The organism is Algiphilus sp. (assembly GCF_023145115.1).
Lineage (GTDB): Bacteria > Pseudomonadota > Gammaproteobacteria > Nevskiales > Nevskiaceae > Algiphilus.
In genome coordinates this window covers 21193-39788 of record NZ_JAGLEJ010000014.1, presented here as the reverse complement: position 1 = coordinate 39788, position 18596 = coordinate 21193, and the positions used below count along the sequence as shown (strand labels likewise).

Below are 18596 nucleotides of genomic sequence, written 5' to 3'. Positions count from 1 at the left end.
ATAGCCATCCATAGTCTGCCTCCGAGAAGCGGGTTCGCTGCCGAAACCCTACTTATGTTGGTTTAATGGGCGAATTGTTACTTATGTCATCTTTTGCTGTCAATCACCCGGCGCCGCCCCGCACGGAGGGGCGAATGCGGGCATGGAGCTGCCCCGGCTCAGCCGGTGGCGGCCGCAGCCGCGCGCTGCCGACGCGCCTCGAACAGGCAGACCGCGGCTGCCACCGAGACGTTGAGACTCTCGACCTCGCCCGCCATGGGAATGCGCAGCACGCGATCGCAGCGCTCCCGGGTGAGACGGCGCATGCCGCCTTCCTCGGCGCCCATGACCATGACCAGCGGTCCGTCGAGGCGGACCGACCACAGGCTCTCGTCGGCGTCACCGGCCAGGCCCACGACCCAGTAGCCGAGCTCGCGCAGCCGATCGAGTGCCCGCGCAAGATTGGTCACCGGTACCAGGGGCACGCGCTCGGCGCTGCCGGCAGCGACCTTGCGCACGGCCGGGGACATCTGGGCGGAGCGGTCGCGCGGGACGATCACGGCACCGGCGCCGGCGGCCTCTGCGCTGCGCAGGCAGGCGCCGAGGTTGCGCGGATCCTGCACGCCGTCGAGCACGAGCAGCAGCGCGTCGGGTTCCGGCGGCGTGTAGAGCAGCGCATCGGGGTCCGCGCTTGCGGCCTGCGCCGCGACCCGTGCCGCAACCCCCTGATGCCGGATGCCCGGCAGAAGAAGATCGAGGCGGTCGCGCGCGCACCGCTGCAGCGGCACACCGCGCGTACGCGCCTGCTCGCGCACGCGCGCGGCGCGCCCGTCGCGGCGGCTGTCCGCGATCAGGACTTCGCTGGGGGGATCGGCGGATTCCAGCGCCGCCAGAACGGCGTGGAACCCGCCGACGTAGTGCTCCCGCGGCACCCGCCGATCAGGCGCCGAGGTAGGGCGGCGGCTGCGCGGCCTCGGCCTCGCGACCCTCGACCACCGGCTTGATCACGATATCGACGCGGCGGTTCTCCTTGCGGCCGGCGGCGGTGTCATTGGTCGCGATGGGCTCGCTCTCGCCGCGCCCTTCCTGGCGCAGCCGTGCGCCGTTGACACCGTTGCCGGTCAGATGGGAGACCACCGACGCGGCACGGCGCTCGGAGAGCCCCTGGTTGTACTGATCCGAGCCGGTGGCATCGGTGTGGCCGACGACGTGGATGATGGTCGAGTCGTAGTCGCGCAGGACTTCGGCGATGCGCGTGAAGGTCGCCTGCGCGTTCGACTTGAGGGTGGAGCTGTCGACGTCGAAGGAGACGTCGCTGGCCACGCCGATCTTCAGCGCATTGCCGGAGAGCTGCGTGATCTGCAGCTCGTCGCGCGCACGCTCGGCGGCGAGCTCTTTCTCGAGCTCCCGTTGCTGCTTGTCCATGTAGTTGCCGACGGCACCGCCTGCCAGCGCGCCGACGACGCCGCCGATCACGGCACCCTCGGTATCGCCCACGGCACTGCCCGCAAGCGCCCCGCCGATGGCACCGATGAGCGCGCCCTGCTTGGCGCGGCGGTTGGGATCATCGGCCGCACACGCGCCCAGCGTGAGGCTGACAGCCGTCACGATGCCGATGGTAGTGGTTCGATTCATGTCGCTCTCCTATTCGCTGGAATCAGGACCCACGCGGCTTGCGCCGGCGATCGCATCCCTTCTTGGCGGCCTTGGCACGCTTGGCGCCGGACTGCTTGCCGGATGCCTTGCTCCCCCTGCCGCCCTTCCGGGATTGTGCGCCAGCATCGTCGCCGGTCGCCACCGAAGCCCGCTTCTTCGCCTTGCCCGCTGATTCTGCCCTGCCCGAGCTTGACGGCCGCTGAGCGCCGTCCTTCCCGTTCTGGGCAGGCTCGAGATCGATGCGACGCTCGTCGAGCGAGACGCGCACCACCTGGACCCGCAGGCTGTCGCCCATGCCGTGCTTGCGCCCGCTGCGCCGCCCCACCAGACGGCTGCGCGTGGCGTCGTGCTCGTAGTAGTCGTTGTCGAGCGCGGTGATGTGCACCAGCCCTTCGACATGGATGTCATCGAGGGTGACGAACAGACCGAAGGGGGCCACCCCGGAGATGGTGCCGTCGAAGGTCTCGCCGACGTGCTGCTGCATGTACTCGCACTTGAGCCACAGCGTGACGTCGCGGGTGGCCTCGTCGGCGCGCCGCTCGGTGGTCGAGCAGGCGGCGCCCAGCCCCTCCAGGGCTTCGTGGCTCATGGGCTCGTCGCGCCTGGACACGCCGCGCAGCGCGCGCTTGATGGCACGATGCAGGACCAGGTCGGGGTAGCGGCGGATGGGCGACGTGAAGTGCGCGTACTCGTCCAGGGCCAGCCCGAAGTGCCCCTCGCAGTCCGGGGCGTAGCGCGCCTGCATCATGGCGCGCAGCATCATGGTCTGGATGACGTCCTGATCGGGGCGCCCGGCGGCCTGCTGCATGACCGCCTGGAAGTCGGCGGGCTCGGGCTCCTCGCCGCCACCGAGCGCGAGCCCGCGGGTGGCGAGGAACTCGCGCAGCGTCTGCACCTTCTCGCCGGTGGGCCGCTGATGAACGCGGAAGAGCGCGCCGCGCTTGTGCTTGATGACGAAGCGTGCGGCCGCGACATTGGCCGCGATCATGCACTCCTCGATGATGACGTGGGCGCGGTTGCGCGTCACCGGGACGATGCGCTCGATCTTCTGGTCCCGGTCGAAGATGAAGCGCGTCTCGCCGGACTCGAACGCCACCGTACCCCGCTGCTCGCGCGCCTTCGCCAGCGCACCGTAGAGCGCGTCCAGCTCGCGGAGATTGCCGAGTAGCCGCTTGTCGATGCCCTCCCGCGACGCGCCGTCGAGTGCGGCGGCGACCTGGTTGTAGGTGAGCCGCGCGTGCGAGCGCATGACGGCCTCGTAGAAGCGGCTGCGCACGATCTCGCCGCTGCGCCGGATCTGCATCTCGCAGACCATGCACAGGCGGTCGACATCCGGGTTCAGCGAACAAAGGCCGTTGGAGATCTTCTCCGGCAGCATCGGCACCACGCGCTCGGGGAAGTACACCGAGTTGCCGCGTTCGCGCGCATGCAGGTCGAGCGGGGTGTCGCGCGGCACGTAGGCATCGACATCGGCGATCGCCACCCAGAGCTTCCAGCCGGTGACGGTGCGGCGCGCGTGGACGGCATCGTCGAAGTCGCGCGCGTCCTCGCCGTCGATGGTGACCAGCGGCAGCTTGCGGAGGTCCTTGCGCCCCTTGCAGTCGGCCTCGCGCACCCGGTCGGGCAGGGCCTCGGCCTGCGCCAGCGCATCGTCCGGGAACTCGTGCGGGATGCCGTGCGCGCGGATGGCGGCCTCGATCTCCATGCCGGGACCGAGATGCTCGCCGAGCACCTCGACGACACGCCCCACCGGCGACTTGCGCGGCTGCGGATCGGAAAGGATGTCGACCACCACCATGTCGCCGTCGCGGGCCTCGCCGCGCTCGCGCTCGGGGATCAGGACCTCGTGGGTGATGCGCGGGTTCTCCGGCACCACCATGGCGACGCCGTGATCGAGGCCGTAGCGCCCCACCACCTGCTGCACGCCGCGCTCCAGGATCTCCACCACCGCGCCCTCGCGCCGGCCCCGGCGGTCGGCCTCGCCGGCGCGCGCGACGACCCGGTCGCCCGGCCACAGGCGCTGCATCTGCTGCGGCGACAGGAACAGGTCACCGCCGCCGTCATCCGGCGTCAGGAAGCCGAAGCCGTCCTTGTGGGCCAGCACGCGGCCGGCGACCAGGCTCATCTCCGCCGGCACGCCGTAGCCGCCGCGGCGATTGCGCACCAGCTGGCCGTCGCGGACCATCGCGGACAGGCGATGGCCGAACCCTTCCACCGGGTCGTCCGCGCCGATGCCGAGGAGCTCGGCGAGCTGTTCCGCCGAGCGCGGGCCGTCGGCCTCGCGCAGCGTGCGGAGAATCCACTCGCGGCTGGGCAGCGCCTGGCCGTAGCGGCGCTGCTCGTCGGTCAACGCGGGGTCGGCCGAGCGCCAGGCGCGCGGGTCGTGGACATTCTTGCGCTTCATTGACAAGGAATCCTTCTGCCGATACATTTCGCGCCCACTGCCGAGGTGGCGGAATTGGTAGACGCACTAGTTTCAGGTACTAGCGGGGATAACCCGTGGAGGTTCGAGTCCTCTCCTCGGCACCACTCGACACGATAGCGCAGGCAATCAGGCCGATTCCGGCCCCGCCTGCCGGAGCGGACCAGCCGCTCGCACCGACGCCGCGCACTGCGCGGCGTTGCTGTTTGCGCTGATGGCGAATAGTGGCGGCCGCTCCCGCCCTGGAGACGCGCGGGCTCAGTCGAAGGGATGCTCGAGCACCATGGTATGCGCGCGGTCGGGCCCGGTCGAGACCACCTGCACCGGCACGCCGGCAACGTCCGCGATGCGCGCGAGGTAGTCGCGCGCCTGCGGCGGCAGGTCCTCGTAGCGATCCAGCCCGGCCGTCGAGCTGCGCCAGCCCGGCACGTCCTCGTAGATGGGCTGGATGTCGGCATAGCCCTCGGCCCCGACCGGCGGCTGCTCCATGCGCTCGCCGTCGACGCGATAGCCGACGCAGACGCGCAGCACGTCGAGCTCGTCGAGCACATCCATCTTGGTGATGCACAGTCCGGTCATCGAGTTGTTGAATGCCGCGCGCCGCAGCGCCACCGCATCGAACCAGCCGCAGCGCCGCGTTCGTCCCGTGGTGGTACCGATCTCGCCGCCCTTCTCGCGGAGATGCGAACCGATGTCGTCGTCGAGCTCGGTCGGAAACGGCCCCGAACCGACCCGCGTCGAATAGGCCTTGACGATGCCGAGCACGGCATCCAGCCGCCGCGGGCCGACACCGGTGCCGGTGGACGCGCCGCCCGCGGTGGTGTTGCTGGACGTGACGTAGGGATAGGTCCCGTGGTCGATGTCGAGCAGGGCACCCTGGGCGCCTTCGAACAGGATGTTCTCGCCGTTCCGCATGCGGGTCTCGAGGATCCCGGTGACGTCGTCGGCGAGCTCGCGGAGCGACTCCGCATACCCGAGACAGCGCTCCTGCACCTGCTGGAAGTCGACCGGTGCCTCGCCGAAGTACCGCTGGAGCACGAAGTTGTGGTAGTCGAGCACCTCGCCGAGCTTGGCGGCGAGACGCTCGCGGTGGAACAGATCGCCGACGCGGATGGCGCGACGGGCGATCTTGTCCTCGTAGGCCGGCCCGATGCCGCGGCCGGTCGTGCCGATCTTGGCGTCGCCGCGCGCCCTCTCGCGCGCCTGGTCGAGCCGCACGTGGTAGTCGAGGATCAGCGGTGCGGCCGCGGAGATGCGCAGGCGGTCGCGCACCGCCACGCCGCGGGCCTCCAGCCCGCCCATCTCCTCGAGCAGCTTCTCGGGCGACAGCACGACACCGTTGCCGATGAGACACGCCACGTCGGGCCGCATGATCCCGGACGGGATGAGATGCAACGCCGTCTTCTCGCCGCCGATGACCAGCGTGTGGCCGGCGTTGTGGCCGCCCTGGAAGCGCACCACCGCGTGCGCGCGGTCGGTGAGCAGGTCGACGATCTTGCCCTTGCCTTCATCGCCCCACTGGGCGCCGATGACGACTACCGATTTCCCCATGGTGTCCTTGTGTGCTTTGCGTGCAGGCGGATGCGCCGGTCAGCCCAGCGCCAGCAGCTCGTTGAGATCGGCCGAGAAGCCGGTGGCCGGCCGCGGCGCACCGTAGATGTCGCCGATACCGTCGTAGCGGCCACCGCGCGCCAGTTCGCGCGCGCTGCCGGAGCCGAAGGCGGCATAGCTCAGCCCGGTCTGGTAGCGGTAACCCCGGAGCTCGGAAAGATCGATGTGCAACCCGGCGATGGCCGGATTGGCCTGCAGGCGCTCCGAGACGGTCTCCAGCGCCAGCAGCGCGGCCTTCACCGGTTCGCTGTCGGGCAGCGCCTCGCGCGCCGCCGGGAGCACCTGCTCCGGCGGCCCGTGCAGCTCGATCAGCTCGGTGAGCGCATCGCGGGTTGCGGCGGGCAGACCGGTCGCGCGCAGCCACTCGCCGAGCTCCGGCACGCACTTGCGCTGGAGGATGTCGAACAGGACGTGCTCGTCGGCCGGCTTCAGCGCGCAATCCGCGAGCAGATGACTGTAGATGCCGATGTGGCCGAGATCGACCAGCGGTTCGCGGACGCCCGCCAGTGACAGCGTGCCGATCATCAGGTCGAGCACTTCCATGTCGCCCTCGAGCGAGGCATCCCCGAACAGCTCGCATCCGACCTGCCGCGGCGCGCGCGCGCCGCCCGGCGTGTCGGGATGCGTGCGCAGCACCGATCCCAGATAGCACAGGCGCACCGCCTGATCGGCCGGGAAGCGGGTCGCGGCGATGCGCGCGGCCTGCGGCGTCATGTCGGCGCGCACGCCCAGCATGCGCCCGCTCGCCGGATCGACGAAGCGGAAGGTCTGCTCCTCGAGATCCTCTCCGGCCCCGACCAGCAGGCTGTCGAGATGCTCGACGAGGGGCGGCAGGATCAGGCCGTAGCCGCGCTCGCGATAGTGGTCGAGCAGCCGCCGACGGAGATCCTCGGCCATCCACGCCGCGTCCGGCAGGAGCTCCTCGACACCGTCGGGCAGGAAGGCGGCACGCTGGGCGCTCACAGCAGCCGCACCAGCTGGAGAATGATCATGCCGCCGACGATGGCGCTGACGCCGACGAAGCGGAGCTGCCGGTCGTCCAGCGATGCCAGGCGCAGCATGGTCTCGCGCCAGCGCGCGGGCGCCGCGAACGGCAGCAGCCCCTCGATCACCAGCACCAGCGCGAGTGCTCGGAACAGGTCATCCCACACGGCCGGCTCTACTGACCGGTGCCGGGATTGAAGTACCGGAAGAGCTCGCCCTCGGGCTCCAGCACCATGACATTGTCCTTGGTCGCAAAGGCGTTCCGGTAGATGTTCAGCGAACGATAGAAGCGGTAGAACTCGTCGTCGTTGCTGTAGGCCTCGGCGTAGATGTCGGCGGCGCGCGCATCGCCCTCACCGCGGATCTCCTCGGCCGACTTGTAGGCATTGGCCACGATGATCTCAGCCTCGCGGTCGGCATTGGCGCGGATCTCCTCGGCGCGCTCGGCGCCGCGGGCCCGGAAGTCGGCCGCCACGCGCTGACGCTCGGCGCGCATGCGCTGGTAGACCGACTCGCTGACCTGGTCCGGGAGGTCGATGACCTTGACGCGCACGTCGACGATCTTGACGCCCAATTCCTGGACCGGCTCGCGGGTGTTGGCCTGCACCGCCTCCATGATGGCGTTGCGCTCGTCCGACACCGCCTCGCGGATGGTGCGCGTGGAGAACTGGTCCCGCATCGCGCGATTCATGATCGAGGACAGGCGATCGGCCGCGACCATTTCCTGGCCGCCGGTCGCACGGTAGAACTCCCGGAGTTCCTCGACCTGCCACTTGACGTAGTAGTTGACCTTGACCTGCTTCTTCTCGGAGGTCAGGAACTCCTCCGGCCGCGAGTCGAGGTTCATCACCCGCCGCTCGACGCGGCGCACGTTCTGCACGAACGGAGCCTTGAGATGCAGGCCCGGCTCGTAGTCGAGCCCCTGCACCTCGCCGAACTGGAAGAGGATGACGCGTTCGCGCTCGTCGACGATGAAGAACGACTGGCTCAGCGTGAACAGGCCGAGCAGGACGATGGCGATCAGGAATATCGAACGGTTGCTCATCAGCGCGTCTCCCGCTGGCGCGACCGGGGATCGGGCAGCGTCGTGCGCCCCGGCAGGCCGCTGCCGGAGCCGCCTCCCAGAATGCCGCTGCTGCTGCCCGAGCTGCTGCCACTGCTGCCGCTACCCGAGCTGCTGCCGATGTTGCGCAGCATCTGCTCGAGCGGAAGCATCATCACCGAGCCGGATCCGTCGAGGTCGACCAGCACCTTGCTGGTCTCCGCCATGATCTCGGTCATGGTGTCGAAATAGAGGCGATCGCGCGTGATCTCGGGTGCCTTGCGCACCTCCGCGACCAGCTGCCGGAAGCGCGACGCATCACCCTCGGCGCGCGCCACCACGCGTTCGCGGTAGCCCTCGGCCTGCTCGACGGCGCGGGCCGCCTCGCCGCGCGCCCGCGGAATGCGGTCGTTGGCGTAGGACTCGGCCTCGTTGATCAGGCGCACGTTGTCCTCGCGCGCCTTGATGGCGTCGAAGAAGGCTTCCTGCACCTGCGACGGCGGCTTGGCGTCGGTGAGGTTGACGTTGGTCACGAACAGGCCGGTGCCGTAGCTCTCGAGGATCGACTGCAGCCGGTCCCGGGTGACATTGGCGGCCTGCTCGCGGCCCTCGACCAGCACGAAGTCGAGCGTGTTCTGGCCGACCACCTCGCGCAGCGCGCTCTTGGTCGCCTGCTGGAGCGTCTCGTCCGGATTGCGCACGTTGAACAGGTACGCCTCGACATCCGAGATGCGGTACTGCACACGCAGCTCGACGTCGACGATGTTCTCGTCCTGGGTCAGCATGAGCGTGCGGTCGGAGGCCTCGCGGATCTCGGTGACGTTGATGGTCTCGACCTGCTCCACCGGCCAGGGCATGTGCCAGCGCAGGCCGGGCTCGGTGACCCGCGAGAAGGCGCCGAACTGCAGCACCACGCCCTGCTCCCGCTCGTCGACGATGTAGAAGCCCGACGCCAGCCACAGCGCCGCGATGATGCCGGCGATGACGACCGCCGCTCCCATGATCGGACCCGCTCCGGGCCCGCCGCTTCCGCCGCTGCCGTTACCACCGCCGCCGCCACGTCCGCCGAAGCGGTTCTTGAAGCGCTTGATCAGCTGCTCGAGATCGGGGGGCGAATTGGACCCGCGGCCGCCCGATCCCCAGGGATCCTGACTGCCGCCCGGCTCGTTCCAGGCCATTGTTGACTCCATCCAGGACAGACGGCCGGATTGGCCGGCCTTGCAGCGCAACAGTCTAGCAGCCCGCGTGGGCACGGGACCGCCTGTCGCACCGTTCGGGCGGCAACCGGGAGCGGTCGCCGCCCTCGATTCTCAGTCGACGGCACTCTCCAGCGGAATGCCGGCGCGCGCACACATGCGGCGCAGCTGATCGCGCGGCATGCGCACGCGCAGATGCAGCGTGCCGTCGTCGTCGGTGTGCTCGGCGCACACCGCGTGCGCCTCGTAGAAACGCGCGCGCAGTCTCGCCTCTTCCGGCGGCAGGTGCACCTCGATCTCCTCGAGGCGGCCGTGGAAGAAGCCGCGCACCGCCTCGCGGAGACCGTCGAGCCCCGCCCCGCTGACCGCGGACACGTAGACGCGCTGCGCCGCCCCGTCGGCGTCGCGCTCGATGCCGCAGCGCTCGTCACCATCCGCCACCCGGTCCATCTTGTTGCAGACCAGCAGGCGCGGCACCTCGTCCGCCCCGATGTCGCGGAGGACGGCTTCGACCTGCGCGATGCGCTGATCGCGCTCGGGGTCGGACCAGTCGACGACGTGCAGCAGCAGACCGGCCTCGCGCGTCTCCTCGAGGGTGGCGCGGAAGGCCGCCACCAGGTCCGGGGGCAGGTCGCGGATGAAGCCGACCGTGTCGGCGAGCACGACGTGCTCGCCCGGATGCAGCGCGAAGCGGCGGATGGTGGGATCGAGCGTCGCGAAGAGCTGATCGGAGGCGAAGGTGTCCCCGGTGGTCAGCACGTTGAACAGCGTCGACTTGCCGGCGTTGGTGTACCCGACCAGGGAGACCGTCGGCGTCTCGTTGCGCTGGCGCGAGGCGCGCGAGCGCGCGCGCCGCTTGCGCACCGCGTCCAGCCGGCCCTCCAGCGTGCGCATGCGGTGCCGGATCAGGCGCCGGTCGGTCTCCAGCTGCGACTCGCCGGGACCGCGCAGGCCGATGCCGCCCTTCTGCCGCTCGAGATGCGACCAGCCGCGCACCAGACGGGTCGCCAGATGCTGGAGCTGGGCGAGCTCGACCTGCAGCTTGCCCTCGTGCGTGCGGGCGCGCGAGGCGAAGATGTCCAGGATCAACCCGGCACGATCGAGCACGCGGCAGTTCAGGAGGCGCTCGAGATTGCGCTCCTGGCTCGGCGTGAGGTCATGGTTGAACACCACCAGCTCGACGCATTCCGCGGCCACCAGCTGCGCGATCTCCTCGGCCTTGCCGCGACCGACGAAGTGCCGGGGATCCGGGCGCTGCCGGCGTCCGCCCACGCAGTGGCGCACGTCGGCGTTCGCCGAGCGGGCAAGCTCGACGAACTCCGCCGTGTCGGCCTCGGTGTCCGAACCGGGGAAACTGACATGCACCAGGATCGCGGTCTGCCCGACCGCGGTGACCTCGTGCTCGATCATGCGGGCAGCAAGGCGATATCAGCTCTCGGACTGACCGCCGTCGGCGTCGGTATCGGCCACGCGCACCGGGCGCGAGGGCACGATCGTGGAAATGGCGTGCTTGTAGACCATCTGGCTGACCGCATTGCGCAGCAGGACCACGAACTGATCGAAGGATTCGACCTGGCCCTGCAGCTTGATGCCGTTGACCAGGTACACCGAAACCGGGATGCGCTCCTTGCGGAGGGTGTTGAGGAAGGGTTCCTGCAGCGTTTGTCCCTTTGTCATGTCTGCTTTCCTTGTTTCATTTCGGTCGGGCCGGTATTCCCCTTGGCGCGACCTTGTATCGGGCTCTATTGGTTATCGACGCGTTGCAACTTCTTGTTCACACGAAGACAGGACAGCGATTTCGTCCGCGCGTTCCCGCACATTGAACACCGCGTCGCCCTCGCGCACAAGCGCGCGCTCGACGAGCCCGCCGCCGAGCCAGGTCGACTGGCGCTTGGCGAGCAGCCGCGTGGCCTTGATGCCGGCAGCCCGCGCGGCCTCCCTATCGAGCTCCCCGTCGAGATGGCGCCAGATCTGGCGATAGCCCACCGCCCGCATGGACGGCAGGTCGGCATGGATGTCGCTGCGGGCCCGGAGGGCCGCCACTTCGTCCACCAGCCCGGCCGCGAGCATGGCGTCGAAGCGTTCGGCGATGCGCTCGCGCAGGGCCGCGCGATCGTACGGCTGCCAGCGCACCACGCACAGCGGCCCCAGCGACGGTCGCGACCCGCCGCCACGCCGCTGACTGGCGGGCGCACCGCCGGCGCGCGTGATCTCCAGCGCGCGCTGGATGCGGGCGCTGTCGTTAGGGTGCAGGCGCGCGGCGCTTTCCGGATCGAGCCGCGCCAGCTCCGCGTGCAGCGCCGGCCAGCCCTCGCGGTTGGCGCGCGCGGCGATCCCGGCGCGCAGCTCCGGATCGGCCGGCGGCAGGTCGGACAGGCCGGCGAACAGCGCGCGGAAGTAGAGCATGGTGCCGCCGGCCAGCACCGGCACCCGCCCGCGCGCGCGCACATCGCCGATCAGGCGTTCGGCATCGGCCGCGAAGGCGGCGGCCGAATAGGCCTCGGCGGGGTCGCGGATATCGAGCAGGTGATGCGGCACCCGCGCGCGATCGGCCGCGCCGGGCTTGGCGGTGCCGATATCCATGCCGCGGTACACCTGTGCCGAGTCGACGCTGATCAGCTCACCGTCGACGCGCTCGCAGAGCGTGACCGCGAAGTCGGACTTGCCGGACGCCGTCGGCCCGAGCACGGCAATGACGGGCAGCATCGCCGGCTACTGGCCGCGCAGGAAGAGGCGGTCCAGCGCCTCCATCGGCATCTGCACCCAGGTGGGGCGGCCATGGTTGCACTGCCCGGAACGCTCGGTGGCCTCGATGTCGCGCAGCAGCTGCGCCATCTCCGGCAGGCTCATCCGCCGGTTGGCCTTGATGGCGCTGCGGCAGGCGACATCGGCGAGCACGCGCTCCTGCGCATCCAGCACCTCGCCCAGATGATTGCCGCCGTCCGCCTCCACGGCCACGCCCAGCACGCGCCGAAGCAGCTCGCCGGCCGACTCAGCGGACAGGATCGGCGGCGCGCCGCGCAGGCGGACTTGGCGCGGCGCGCTGCGCTCGATGTCGAGACCGAGCTCGGCGAGCTCGTCCGCCCGCGCCTCGGCGAGGTCGGCGGCATCCTCGTCGAGCGCCACCGCCACCGGCACCAGGAACTGCTGGCGCGCGATCGTGCCGCTGCGGTACTGCTTCTTGAGCCGCTCGTAGAGCACGCGTTCGTGCGCTGCATGCTGGTCGACCACCACCAGCCCCAGGCTGTTCTGCGCCACGATGTAGATGCCGTGCACCTGACCGATGGGCTCGCCGAGACCGGGACCGTAGTCGTCCGCAGGGGCCGGCTCCGGGGCCGGCATCGCCGCTGCCGCGGCGCCGGCATCGCCGGCGTCGAACGTCCCGGCGGGCTCGACCGCGGGCGCCCCGTCGGACGCCGCGCCCGCCGCGGGCGATGCATCGCTCCGGCTCGCCGGCGTCGCCTCCGCAACGTAGCGCGCCTCGACCTCGGCCACCCGCACCCAGTCCGCGGCCGGCGTCGCCGGTGCCGGAGGCGGCGCGGCGCGACCGGCGCCGCCACCCGCCGGCGCGTGGCGATGCTGCGTCGTGTCGGGCCGGATATCCCGCAGCGCCCGCTCCAGACTCTGGTAGAGGAAGTCGTGCACGCGCCCCGAATCGCGGAAGCGCACCTCGCGCTTGGCGGGATGCACGTTCACGTCCACCTGCCCCGGATCCAGCGACAGGAAGAGCAGGAAGGCCGGATGCCGCGCGCCGTGCAGCACGTCGCTGTACGCCCGTCGCACCGCCCCGGCCACCACGCGGTCGCGCGCCGCGCGGCCGTTGATGTAGAAGTGCTGCATGTCGGCCTGCGCGCGCGAGAACGCCGGCACGCTGATCCAGCCCTGCAGCGTCAGTCCCATCGCGGCGCTCTCCACCGGCACGGCCTGGGCGAAGAACTCCTCGCCTATGAGCTGCCGGGCGCGCGCCGCGATGTCCTGCGGCGGGCAGTGCCACAGCCGGCGCCCGTTGTGCGACAGCGCCATGCCGACATCCGCGCGCGCCAGCGCCAGCCTGCGCAGCGCCTGATCGACGTGCCGCGCCTCGGTGGCCTCGGCGCGCAGAAACTTGCGCCGCGCCGGCGTGTTGCAGAACAGGTCGCGTACCTCGACGGTCGTGCCCAGCGGCTGGGCATCGGGGGTCAGCTCGCCGTCGAGTCCGCCCTCTCCGGTCACGGCCCAGCCGTGCTCGGCATCGGGCGTGCGCGACGCCAGGCGAAAGCGTGACACCGACAGGATGCTCGCCAGCGCCTCGCCGCGGAAGCCGAAGCTTCCGACCCGCTCGAGATCGTCCAGGGAGCCGATCTTGCTGGTCGCATGCGCGCTGCAGGCCAGCGCCAGATCGCCGGCATCGATGCCGCAGCCGTCATCGCGCACGCGCAGCAAGCGCAGTCCGCCCTGCTCGAGATCCACCGTGATGGCGCGCGCACCGGCATCGAGACTGTTCTCGACCAGTTCCTTGATCACCGACGCGGGGCGTTCCACGACCTCGCCGGCCGCGATCTGGTTGACGAGTTCGGTGGGGAGCTTCTGTATGGTCATCGGGAAGGATCGTGAGTGCTGCGTGCGGGCCGGACCAGACTCGGCGCGATCCCGCTATTGTGTCCCGAATGCGGCTGCCGCATGTGCGACGCGCCTGGCGGGCGCGGGGTATCCGGTGCGCGTCGGGTCGTTGACGCAGATCAGCATGCCGGCCGCGCGGCGACCGCACACTGAGCCGGTTCGCAACCGCTGGTGGTGCCCCCTTGCTGATCTGGCTGCCCGTACCGCTGCTCGCTGCCGTCGCCGCCCTGCTGGCGCTGCGGGCGTGCGATGCGCGCGACGATCGCGCCGAGTGGCGGCGGCTGCTGCGCTGCCAGCCCGCCGACGACATCCCGTTCGAACCCGCCGAGATCCTGGCGCTGCCGGAACCAGCCCGGCGCTACTTCACTTTCGCGATCGCGCCCGGTACCCGGCTGCGCACGGTTGCCGAGATCCGCATGGGCGGCCGGTTCGGCATGGGCACCAGGTTCCGACCGGGTTACCGCGCCATGCGCGCCGAGCAGGTGCTCGCCACGCCGCACGGCTTCGTATGGCGGATGCGCAACACCGGCCTGCCGTGGCTGTCCGGATCGGATAGCGGTCACTGGACGCGGTTCCGGCTGTTCGGGCTGCTGCCCGTGGCCCGCCTCGGCGGCACCCGCGATCACGCCCGCTCGGCCTTCGGGCGCCATGTCGCGGAAGCGGTCCTGTGGTGCCCCGCCGCCCTGCTCCCGCGATTCGGCGCGCGGTGGGAGGCAACCGGAACCGACACGGCCCGCATCACACTCGGCGCGGAGCACCTCGAGCAGGCGGTCGACATCACGGTCGATGGTGATGGACGCCCGCTGAGCGTGCGATTCGCGCGCTGGAGCAATGCGAACCCCGAACGCGCATGGCGCTTGCAGCCATTCGGCGCACTGCCCGACGATTTCCGCGAGGTCGCCGGCTACCGCCTGCCCTTCCGAGTGGACGCCGGCAACCAGTTCGGCACCCCGGACTACTTCCCCTTCTTCCGCGCCGAGGTGCGCACGATCCGGTTCCCGGAGCCGCCCGGGCCATGACCGTGGTACTGCTGCAGATCCTGCTGCCGCTCGCGCTGCTGGCGTGGCTGATCGTCCTGCCGGCCGACACCCGCTCCGCGCTCGCGGCCCAGGCCTGCGGCGTCGGTGCCGTCCTGCTGGCGCTGGTGGCGTTGTGGACCTTCCCGCCGTGGTGGACACCCGGTGTCTATGCCGTCATCTGGGCCGCCGCCACCGTCGTTCACGGACTGCGGCGGCGACCCGCGTCAGCGTGGCGGTCGACGGCGCGCACCGCGACTGCCCTCGCGCTCGGCGCGGTACTGGCAACACTCGGAGGCGCGATCAGCGCCCTGGCGCTGACGGCGCGCGCCACGCCCCCGGTCGCCGTCGTCGATATTCCGAACCCGCTCGGGGCCGGCAACTACCTGGTCGCCCATGGCGGCTCGCGTCCGCTGCTGAACGCGCATCTCAAGACGCTCGACCCGACCGTGCCCCGCTTCGCCGCCTGGCGCGGCCAGAGTCACGCCGTGGACCTGATCGCCCTCGATGGCGCGGGACTGCACATGGACGGATGGTGGCCCACCGACCCCGCGCGCTATGCCAGCTTCGGACGCCCGGTCCACGCCCCCTGCAGCGGCACCATCATAGGCACCGCGAACGACCTGCCGGACAACCGGGTCCCCGACATGGACCGGGCGCACATGCTGGGCAACCATGTCCTGCTGCAGTGCGGGCCGGTGGTGATCGTGCTGGCCCACTTCCGGCGCGGCACGGTCCGCGTGGCGGTGGATCAGGCGGTCGCTGCAGGCGCCCTGCTGGGGGCGGTCGGCAACTCCGGGAACAGCTCCGAACCGCACCTGCACGTCCACGCACAACGGCCGGGCACGGCCGCACAACCGATCGGCGGCGAACCGCTCGCCCTGCGCATCAATGGGCGCTACCCGGTGCGGAATACCCGTCTGAACGGGGGCGGCTGGTAGCACCTCGTCGCCCCCGGGCACCGTCGCGCGCAATGCCCGCGCCGGATCCCGAGGTAGCGGACCCGCATCGATCATCCGGCGCCGCGGTGCCGTTGCACCGTCGGCCCGAGCGCCCTGACCCAGGGAGGCAGATGGAACACGCTCATCAGCAGGTACATGAACGCCATGCCGTTCAATGCCGCGTTTGCGTCCCCTGCCGTGCAGAGCGCCGGCTGGCCGTCGCCCGCAACCCCGCTGATCACCGCCATCACCGCGAATGCCGGCGCTGCCGCCAGACCGAGCCAGTCGGCCATCTCGCGCGTATCGACGGCGTCAGTCATCGCCATACTCGTCGCGGCGGCGCCACCAGACGTCCTGCTCGTTGCGCCCCAGCGGCGCCCGGTCGAGCCACTGGTACATGCTCCACAGGCCGTCCAGCCCCCGTGCATAGGTGGAATAGGCGTGATGGACGACGCCGTCGTCGAGCACGAAGGTGCTCATGCCCGGCCGGTCGCGGTGGAAGGTGGGCACGTCGGTGCCGCACATGGCCGCCATCCGGGCTTCAGCTGCATCAGCCGTGTCCTCGGTACCGGGACGCCAGTCGAGCGCGCGCTCGCGCCGGTAGTTGTACGCGATATCGCCTGCGCGCTGCTGCGCCTCGGTGAACCAGATGCCGAAGTCGGCATTGAAGTCGCTGCCCCCGGACGACACCCAGGGGAAGCGCCACCCCATGCGGCGCCTGTAGGCCAGCAGGCGGTCGAGCGGCGCGCGGGAGACCGCCACCAGCGCGACGTCGTGATGGGCCAGATGGACCACGATGGGGTCGAAGCCATCCGCGATCGACGAGCACGAGGGACACCCTGCCGTGTAGTCGGGCCCGAACATGAAGTGGTAGACGAGGAGCTGCGACCGGCCGTCGAACAGATCCGCCAGCGAGGCCGGCCCGGTCTCGGTCTCGAAGCGGTAGGCCTTGTCGACCCGTACCCGCGGCAGCGCCTGCCGCTTCCGGGCCAGCTCGTCGCTGCGCCGCGTCAGCGCCTTCTCCTCCTCGAGCAGCGCGAGTCGGGCCGCTATCCACTCCTCGCGCGTTCCGGTCGTATGCTGTGTCATCGCGTTCTCCGCTGCGATCGATTGATGCGGGAGAAGCTAATCGCCGGGCAACGCGTGACGAGAGTGACAAGTTTGGCGCGATCCCGAAGGCCTCGCCGATGGACTCGTTGATCAACGCTGCGGCGCGCGCGCTTGCCGAGGGCAACCCGCTGGCGGCGCTCAACCGGGTGGCGCTGCGCGACGACGCGGCGGCCCTGGCACTGCGCGGCATCGCGATGGCGCAGCTCGACGAGCTCGATCGCGCGCGGGCACTGCTGCGTCGCGCGGCGCGCACGTTCGCCCCCGTAGAGGTCGTGCAGCGGGCACGCTGCGCCATCGCCGAGGCAGAAGTGGCCTTCGCCATGCGCGACCTGAGCAGATCGGGCCGGGCGCTGATCGCCGCCCGCAGCGTGCTGGACGCGCACGGCGACACTGCGAACGCGGCGCACGCGGGCATCCTGGAAGCACGGCGCCTGCTGCTGGTCGGCCGCATCGACGAGGCCGAAGCCATGCTGGGCGCTCCCCCGGTCGCGACCCTGCCGCCCGCGACCGAGACCATCCGCGCCCTGGTCGCGGCCGGCATCGCGATGCGCCGCCTGCGCACGGCGGACGCGCGCGCCGCGCTGGACCGGGCCGAGACGTCGGCGCGCAGCGCGCGGATCCCCGCGCTGGCGGCGGAGGTCGGGAACGCGACCCGCATGCTGAGGGTGCCGGCGGCGCGCCGGTGGCGAAACGGCGGGCAACGGCTGCTCAACCTCGCCGAGGTCGAAGCCCTGCTGGCTTCGGGGGCGCTGGTAGTCGATGCCTGCCGGTTCGCGTTGCGACACGGCGGCAGCACGATCGCGCTGGCCGGTCGTCCGGTCCTGTTCACCCTTGCCCGTGCGCTGGGCGAGGCCTGGCCGGACGACGTCCCGCGCGCAGCGCTGGTCACACGCGCCTTCCGCCTGCGCCTCGACGACGAATCGCATCGCGCTCGCCTGCGCGTCGAGATGGGCCGTCTGCGTGCCGTGCTACGACCGTTCGCCGACATCCGGGCGACCACGCCCGGCTATGTGCTGGCACCGCGATGCGCCGGCGAAGTCGTCGTCCTGGCCCCGCCCGTCGACGAAGCGCACGCACAGGTCCTGGCGATGCTGGCGGACGGCCGTACCTGGTCGAGCTCGGCGCTGGCGACCGCGCTAGGGATGAGCCAGCGCAGCGTGCAGCGGTCGCTGGAAGCACTCGCAGCCGCCGGGAAAGTGCAGTGGCTCGGACGCGGCCGCGCCCGTCGCTGGACGCTGCCCTCGGTGCCCGGATTCACGACAACCTTGTTACTCCCACCGACACTGGCGACTGACTAGGATGCGGCGCATGAAACGATCAAGCGCAGACATCATCCAGGAGCACGGTCCCTTCCCCGGTGTCGAGGGCGTGCACGGGCTCACCTATGACGGCGACAGCATCTGGTTCGCCAGCAAGCGCGGGCTGACGGCGCTCGACCCGGACAGCGGCGCCATCCGGCGTACCCTGGAGGTCACCGCCGATGCCGGAACCGCGTACGACGGCCGGCACCTGTTCCAGCTCGCCGATGGCCGCATCCAGAAACTGGATCCGGAGACCGGTAGCGTGCTCGGCACCATTCCGGCCCCGGAGGGCGGCGCATCCGGCATGGCCTGGGCCGAGGGCCGGCTGTGGGTCGGCCAGTACCGTGCCCGCCGGATCCACCAGATCGACCCGCAGACCGGCGCGATCCTGCGGACCATCGAGAGCGACCGCTTCGTCACCGGCGTGACCTGGCTCGACGGAGGACTCTGGCACGGCTGCAGCGATGGCGACGAGTGGGCGATCCGCCGCATCGATGCCACGAGCGGCGAGGTGCAGGAGAGCCTCGACCTTCCCGCCGGCACCATGGTCTCCGGACTCGAATCGGACGGCGTCGACCGCTTCTTCTGCGGCGGTGGCGGCAGCGGCAAGGTGCGGGTGGTTCGCCGGTCCGGCGCCAAGCGCTGAATCGCACGCGGGCGCCGATCCGGAAAAGCTCTGGAACCACGGATTGCACAGATTCCGGGGATTATCGACTGGTGGCGCCGACAAGGTCGGCGC

General features: G+C 70.7%; 18 protein-coding genes and 1 tRNA gene. 5 read left to right on the top strand and 14 right to left on the bottom strand.

The window, feature by feature from the left end; all coding sequences use genetic code 11:
* Positions 1-158: 158 nt before the first annotated feature.
* The 3 genes from rlmB to rnr are packed head-to-tail and all read right to left on the bottom strand — an operon-like array spanning position 159 to position 4039.
* Positions 159-911: a 23S rRNA (guanosine(2251)-2'-O)-methyltransferase RlmB gene (rlmB, locus tag KAH28_RS04620; protein WP_290574690.1), complete on the bottom strand. Its 753-nt coding sequence runs from the start codon at positions 909-911 to the stop codon at positions 159-161.
* 7 nt (positions 912-918) lie between these two features.
* Positions 919-1614 (bottom strand): OmpA family protein, encoded by a 696-nt coding sequence (locus KAH28_RS04615; protein WP_290574688.1) that lies wholly within the window; start codon positions 1612-1614, stop codon positions 919-921.
* 22 nt (positions 1615-1636) lie between these two features.
* Positions 1637-4039 (bottom strand): ribonuclease R, encoded by a 2403-nt coding sequence (gene rnr / locus KAH28_RS04610; protein WP_290574686.1) that lies wholly within the window; start codon positions 4037-4039, stop codon positions 1637-1639.
* Between the two features lie 39 nt (positions 4040-4078).
* Here rnr and KAH28_RS04605 point away from each other — a divergent pair.
* Positions 4079-4164, top strand: a tRNA-Leu gene (locus KAH28_RS04605).
* 151 nt (positions 4165-4315) lie between these two features.
* Here KAH28_RS04605 and KAH28_RS04600 read toward each other — a convergent pair.
* The 9 genes from KAH28_RS04600 to mutL form a co-directional block, all read right to left on the bottom strand.
* Positions 4316-5608, bottom strand: coding sequence for an adenylosuccinate synthase (locus KAH28_RS04600; protein ID WP_290574685.1), 1293 nt, complete (start codon positions 5606-5608; stop codon positions 4316-4318).
* A gap of 39 nt (positions 5609-5647) precedes the next feature.
* Positions 5648-6631 (bottom strand): ATP phosphoribosyltransferase regulatory subunit, encoded by a 984-nt coding sequence (locus tag KAH28_RS04595; RefSeq protein WP_290574684.1) that lies wholly within the window; start codon positions 6629-6631, stop codon positions 5648-5650.
* Positions 6628-6819 carry a DUF2065 domain-containing protein gene (locus KAH28_RS04590; RefSeq protein WP_290574683.1) on the bottom strand — a complete coding sequence of 64 codons (192 nt, stop codon included), beginning with the start codon at positions 6817-6819 and terminating at the stop codon, positions 6628-6630. Before KAH28_RS04590 ends, KAH28_RS04595 begins: the two co-directional genes overlap by 4 nt.
* An 8-nt stretch (positions 6820-6827) precedes the next feature.
* Complete coding sequence (gene hflC / locus KAH28_RS04585) at positions 6828-7697, bottom strand: protease modulator HflC (RefSeq protein ID WP_290574682.1); 870 nt, start codon at positions 7695-7697, stop codon at positions 6828-6830.
* On the bottom strand, positions 7697-8872 hold the full coding sequence (gene hflK, locus KAH28_RS04580; protein WP_290574681.1) for an FtsH protease activity modulator HflK: 1176 nt from the start codon (positions 8870-8872) through the stop codon (positions 7697-7699). The genes hflC and hflK overlap by 1 nt, the downstream gene beginning before the upstream one ends.
* 132 nt (positions 8873-9004) lie before the next feature.
* A complete protein-coding gene (hflX, locus tag KAH28_RS04575) occupies positions 9005-10300 on the bottom strand; it encodes a ribosome rescue GTPase HflX (protein ID WP_290574680.1) in 1296 nt (431 codons plus the stop codon).
* A gap of 18 nt (positions 10301-10318) precedes the next feature.
* On the bottom strand, positions 10319-10567 hold the full coding sequence (gene hfq / locus KAH28_RS04570) for an RNA chaperone Hfq (RefSeq protein ID WP_290574679.1): 249 nt from the start codon (positions 10565-10567) through the stop codon (positions 10319-10321).
* A gap of 72 nt (positions 10568-10639) precedes the next feature.
* Complete coding sequence (gene miaA / locus KAH28_RS04565) at positions 10640-11596, bottom strand: tRNA (adenosine(37)-N6)-dimethylallyltransferase MiaA (protein WP_290574678.1); 957 nt, start codon at positions 11594-11596, stop codon at positions 10640-10642.
* A gap of 6 nt (positions 11597-11602) precedes the next feature.
* Complete coding sequence (gene mutL, locus KAH28_RS04560) at positions 11603-13468, bottom strand: DNA mismatch repair endonuclease MutL (RefSeq protein ID WP_290574677.1); 1866 nt, start codon at positions 13466-13468, stop codon at positions 11603-11605.
* 203 nt (positions 13469-13671) lie between these two features.
* On the opposite strand from mutL, the gene KAH28_RS04555 reads away from it, so the two are divergent.
* Positions 13672-14508 carry a DUF6544 family protein gene (locus KAH28_RS04555; RefSeq protein ID WP_290574676.1) on the top strand — a complete coding sequence of 279 codons (837 nt, stop codon included), beginning with the start codon at positions 13672-13674 and terminating at the stop codon, positions 14506-14508.
* Entirely contained in the window at positions 14505-15446 is a 942-nt protein-coding gene (locus KAH28_RS04550) for a peptidoglycan DD-metalloendopeptidase family protein (RefSeq protein ID WP_290574675.1), read from the top strand. Before KAH28_RS04555 ends, KAH28_RS04550 begins: the two co-directional genes overlap by 4 nt.
* Positions 15447-15517: 71 nt before the next feature.
* Here KAH28_RS04550 and KAH28_RS04545 read toward each other — a convergent pair whose 3' ends face one another.
* Entirely contained in the window at positions 15518-15766 is a 249-nt protein-coding gene (locus tag KAH28_RS04545; protein ID WP_290574674.1) for a hypothetical protein, read from the bottom strand.
* Complete coding sequence (locus KAH28_RS04540) at positions 15759-16535, bottom strand: DUF899 domain-containing protein (RefSeq protein ID WP_290574673.1); 777 nt, start codon at positions 16533-16535, stop codon at positions 15759-15761. Before KAH28_RS04540 ends, KAH28_RS04545 begins: the two co-directional genes overlap by 8 nt.
* Positions 16536-16633: 98 nt before the next feature.
* Here KAH28_RS04540 and KAH28_RS04535 point away from each other — a divergent pair, with 98 nt between their 5' ends.
* A complete protein-coding gene (locus KAH28_RS04535; protein WP_290574672.1) occupies positions 16634-17854 on the top strand; it encodes a helix-turn-helix domain-containing protein in 1221 nt (406 codons plus the stop codon).
* A gap of 10 nt (positions 17855-17864) precedes the next feature.
* Positions 17865-18503 carry a PQQ-binding-like beta-propeller repeat protein gene (locus tag KAH28_RS04530; protein WP_290574671.1) on the top strand — a complete coding sequence of 213 codons (639 nt, stop codon included), beginning with the start codon at positions 17865-17867 and terminating at the stop codon, positions 18501-18503.
* Positions 18504-18596 lie beyond the last annotated feature (93 nt).

Coding starts and splice junctions, on each gene's coding strand:
- KAH28_RS04615 (WP_290574688.1), bottom strand. CDS start 1,614: ATGAATCGAACCACTACCATCGGCATCGTGACGGCTGTCAGCCTCACG.
- rnr (WP_290574686.1), bottom strand. CDS start 4,039: ATGAAGCGCAAGAATGTCCACGACCCGCGCGCCTGGCGCTCGGCCGAC.
- KAH28_RS04600 (WP_290574685.1), bottom strand. CDS start 5,608: ATGGGGAAATCGGTAGTCGTCATCGGCGCCCAGTGGGGCGATGAAGGC.
- hflC (WP_290574682.1), bottom strand. CDS start 7,697: ATGAGCAACCGTTCGATATTCCTGATCGCCATCGTCCTGCTCGGCCTG.
- hflK (WP_290574681.1), bottom strand. CDS start 8,872: ATGGCCTGGAACGAGCCGGGCGGCAGTCAGGATCCCTGGGGATCGGGC.
- hflX (WP_290574680.1), bottom strand. CDS start 10,300: ATGATCGAGCACGAGGTCACCGCGGTCGGGCAGACCGCGATCCTGGTG.
- hfq (WP_290574679.1), bottom strand. CDS start 10,567: ATGACAAAGGGACAAACGCTGCAGGAACCCTTCCTCAACACCCTCCGC.
- miaA (WP_290574678.1), bottom strand. CDS start 11,596: ATGCTGCCCGTCATTGCCGTGCTCGGGCCGACGGCGTCCGGCAAGTCC.
- mutL (WP_290574677.1), bottom strand. CDS start 13,468: ATGACCATACAGAAGCTCCCCACCGAACTCGTCAACCAGATCGCGGCC.
- KAH28_RS04550 (WP_290574675.1), top strand. CDS start 14,505: ATGACCGTGGTACTGCTGCAGATCCTGCTGCCGCTCGCGCTGCTGGCG.
- KAH28_RS04545 (WP_290574674.1), bottom strand. CDS start 15,766: ATGACTGACGCCGTCGATACGCGCGAGATGGCCGACTGGCTCGGTCTG.
- KAH28_RS04540 (WP_290574673.1), bottom strand. CDS start 16,535: ATGACACAGCATACGACCGGAACGCGCGAGGAGTGGATAGCGGCCCGA.
- KAH28_RS04535 (WP_290574672.1), top strand. CDS start 16,634: ATGGACTCGTTGATCAACGCTGCGGCGCGCGCGCTTGCCGAGGGCAAC.
- KAH28_RS04530 (WP_290574671.1), top strand. CDS start 17,865: ATGAAACGATCAAGCGCAGACATCATCCAGGAGCACGGTCCCTTCCCC.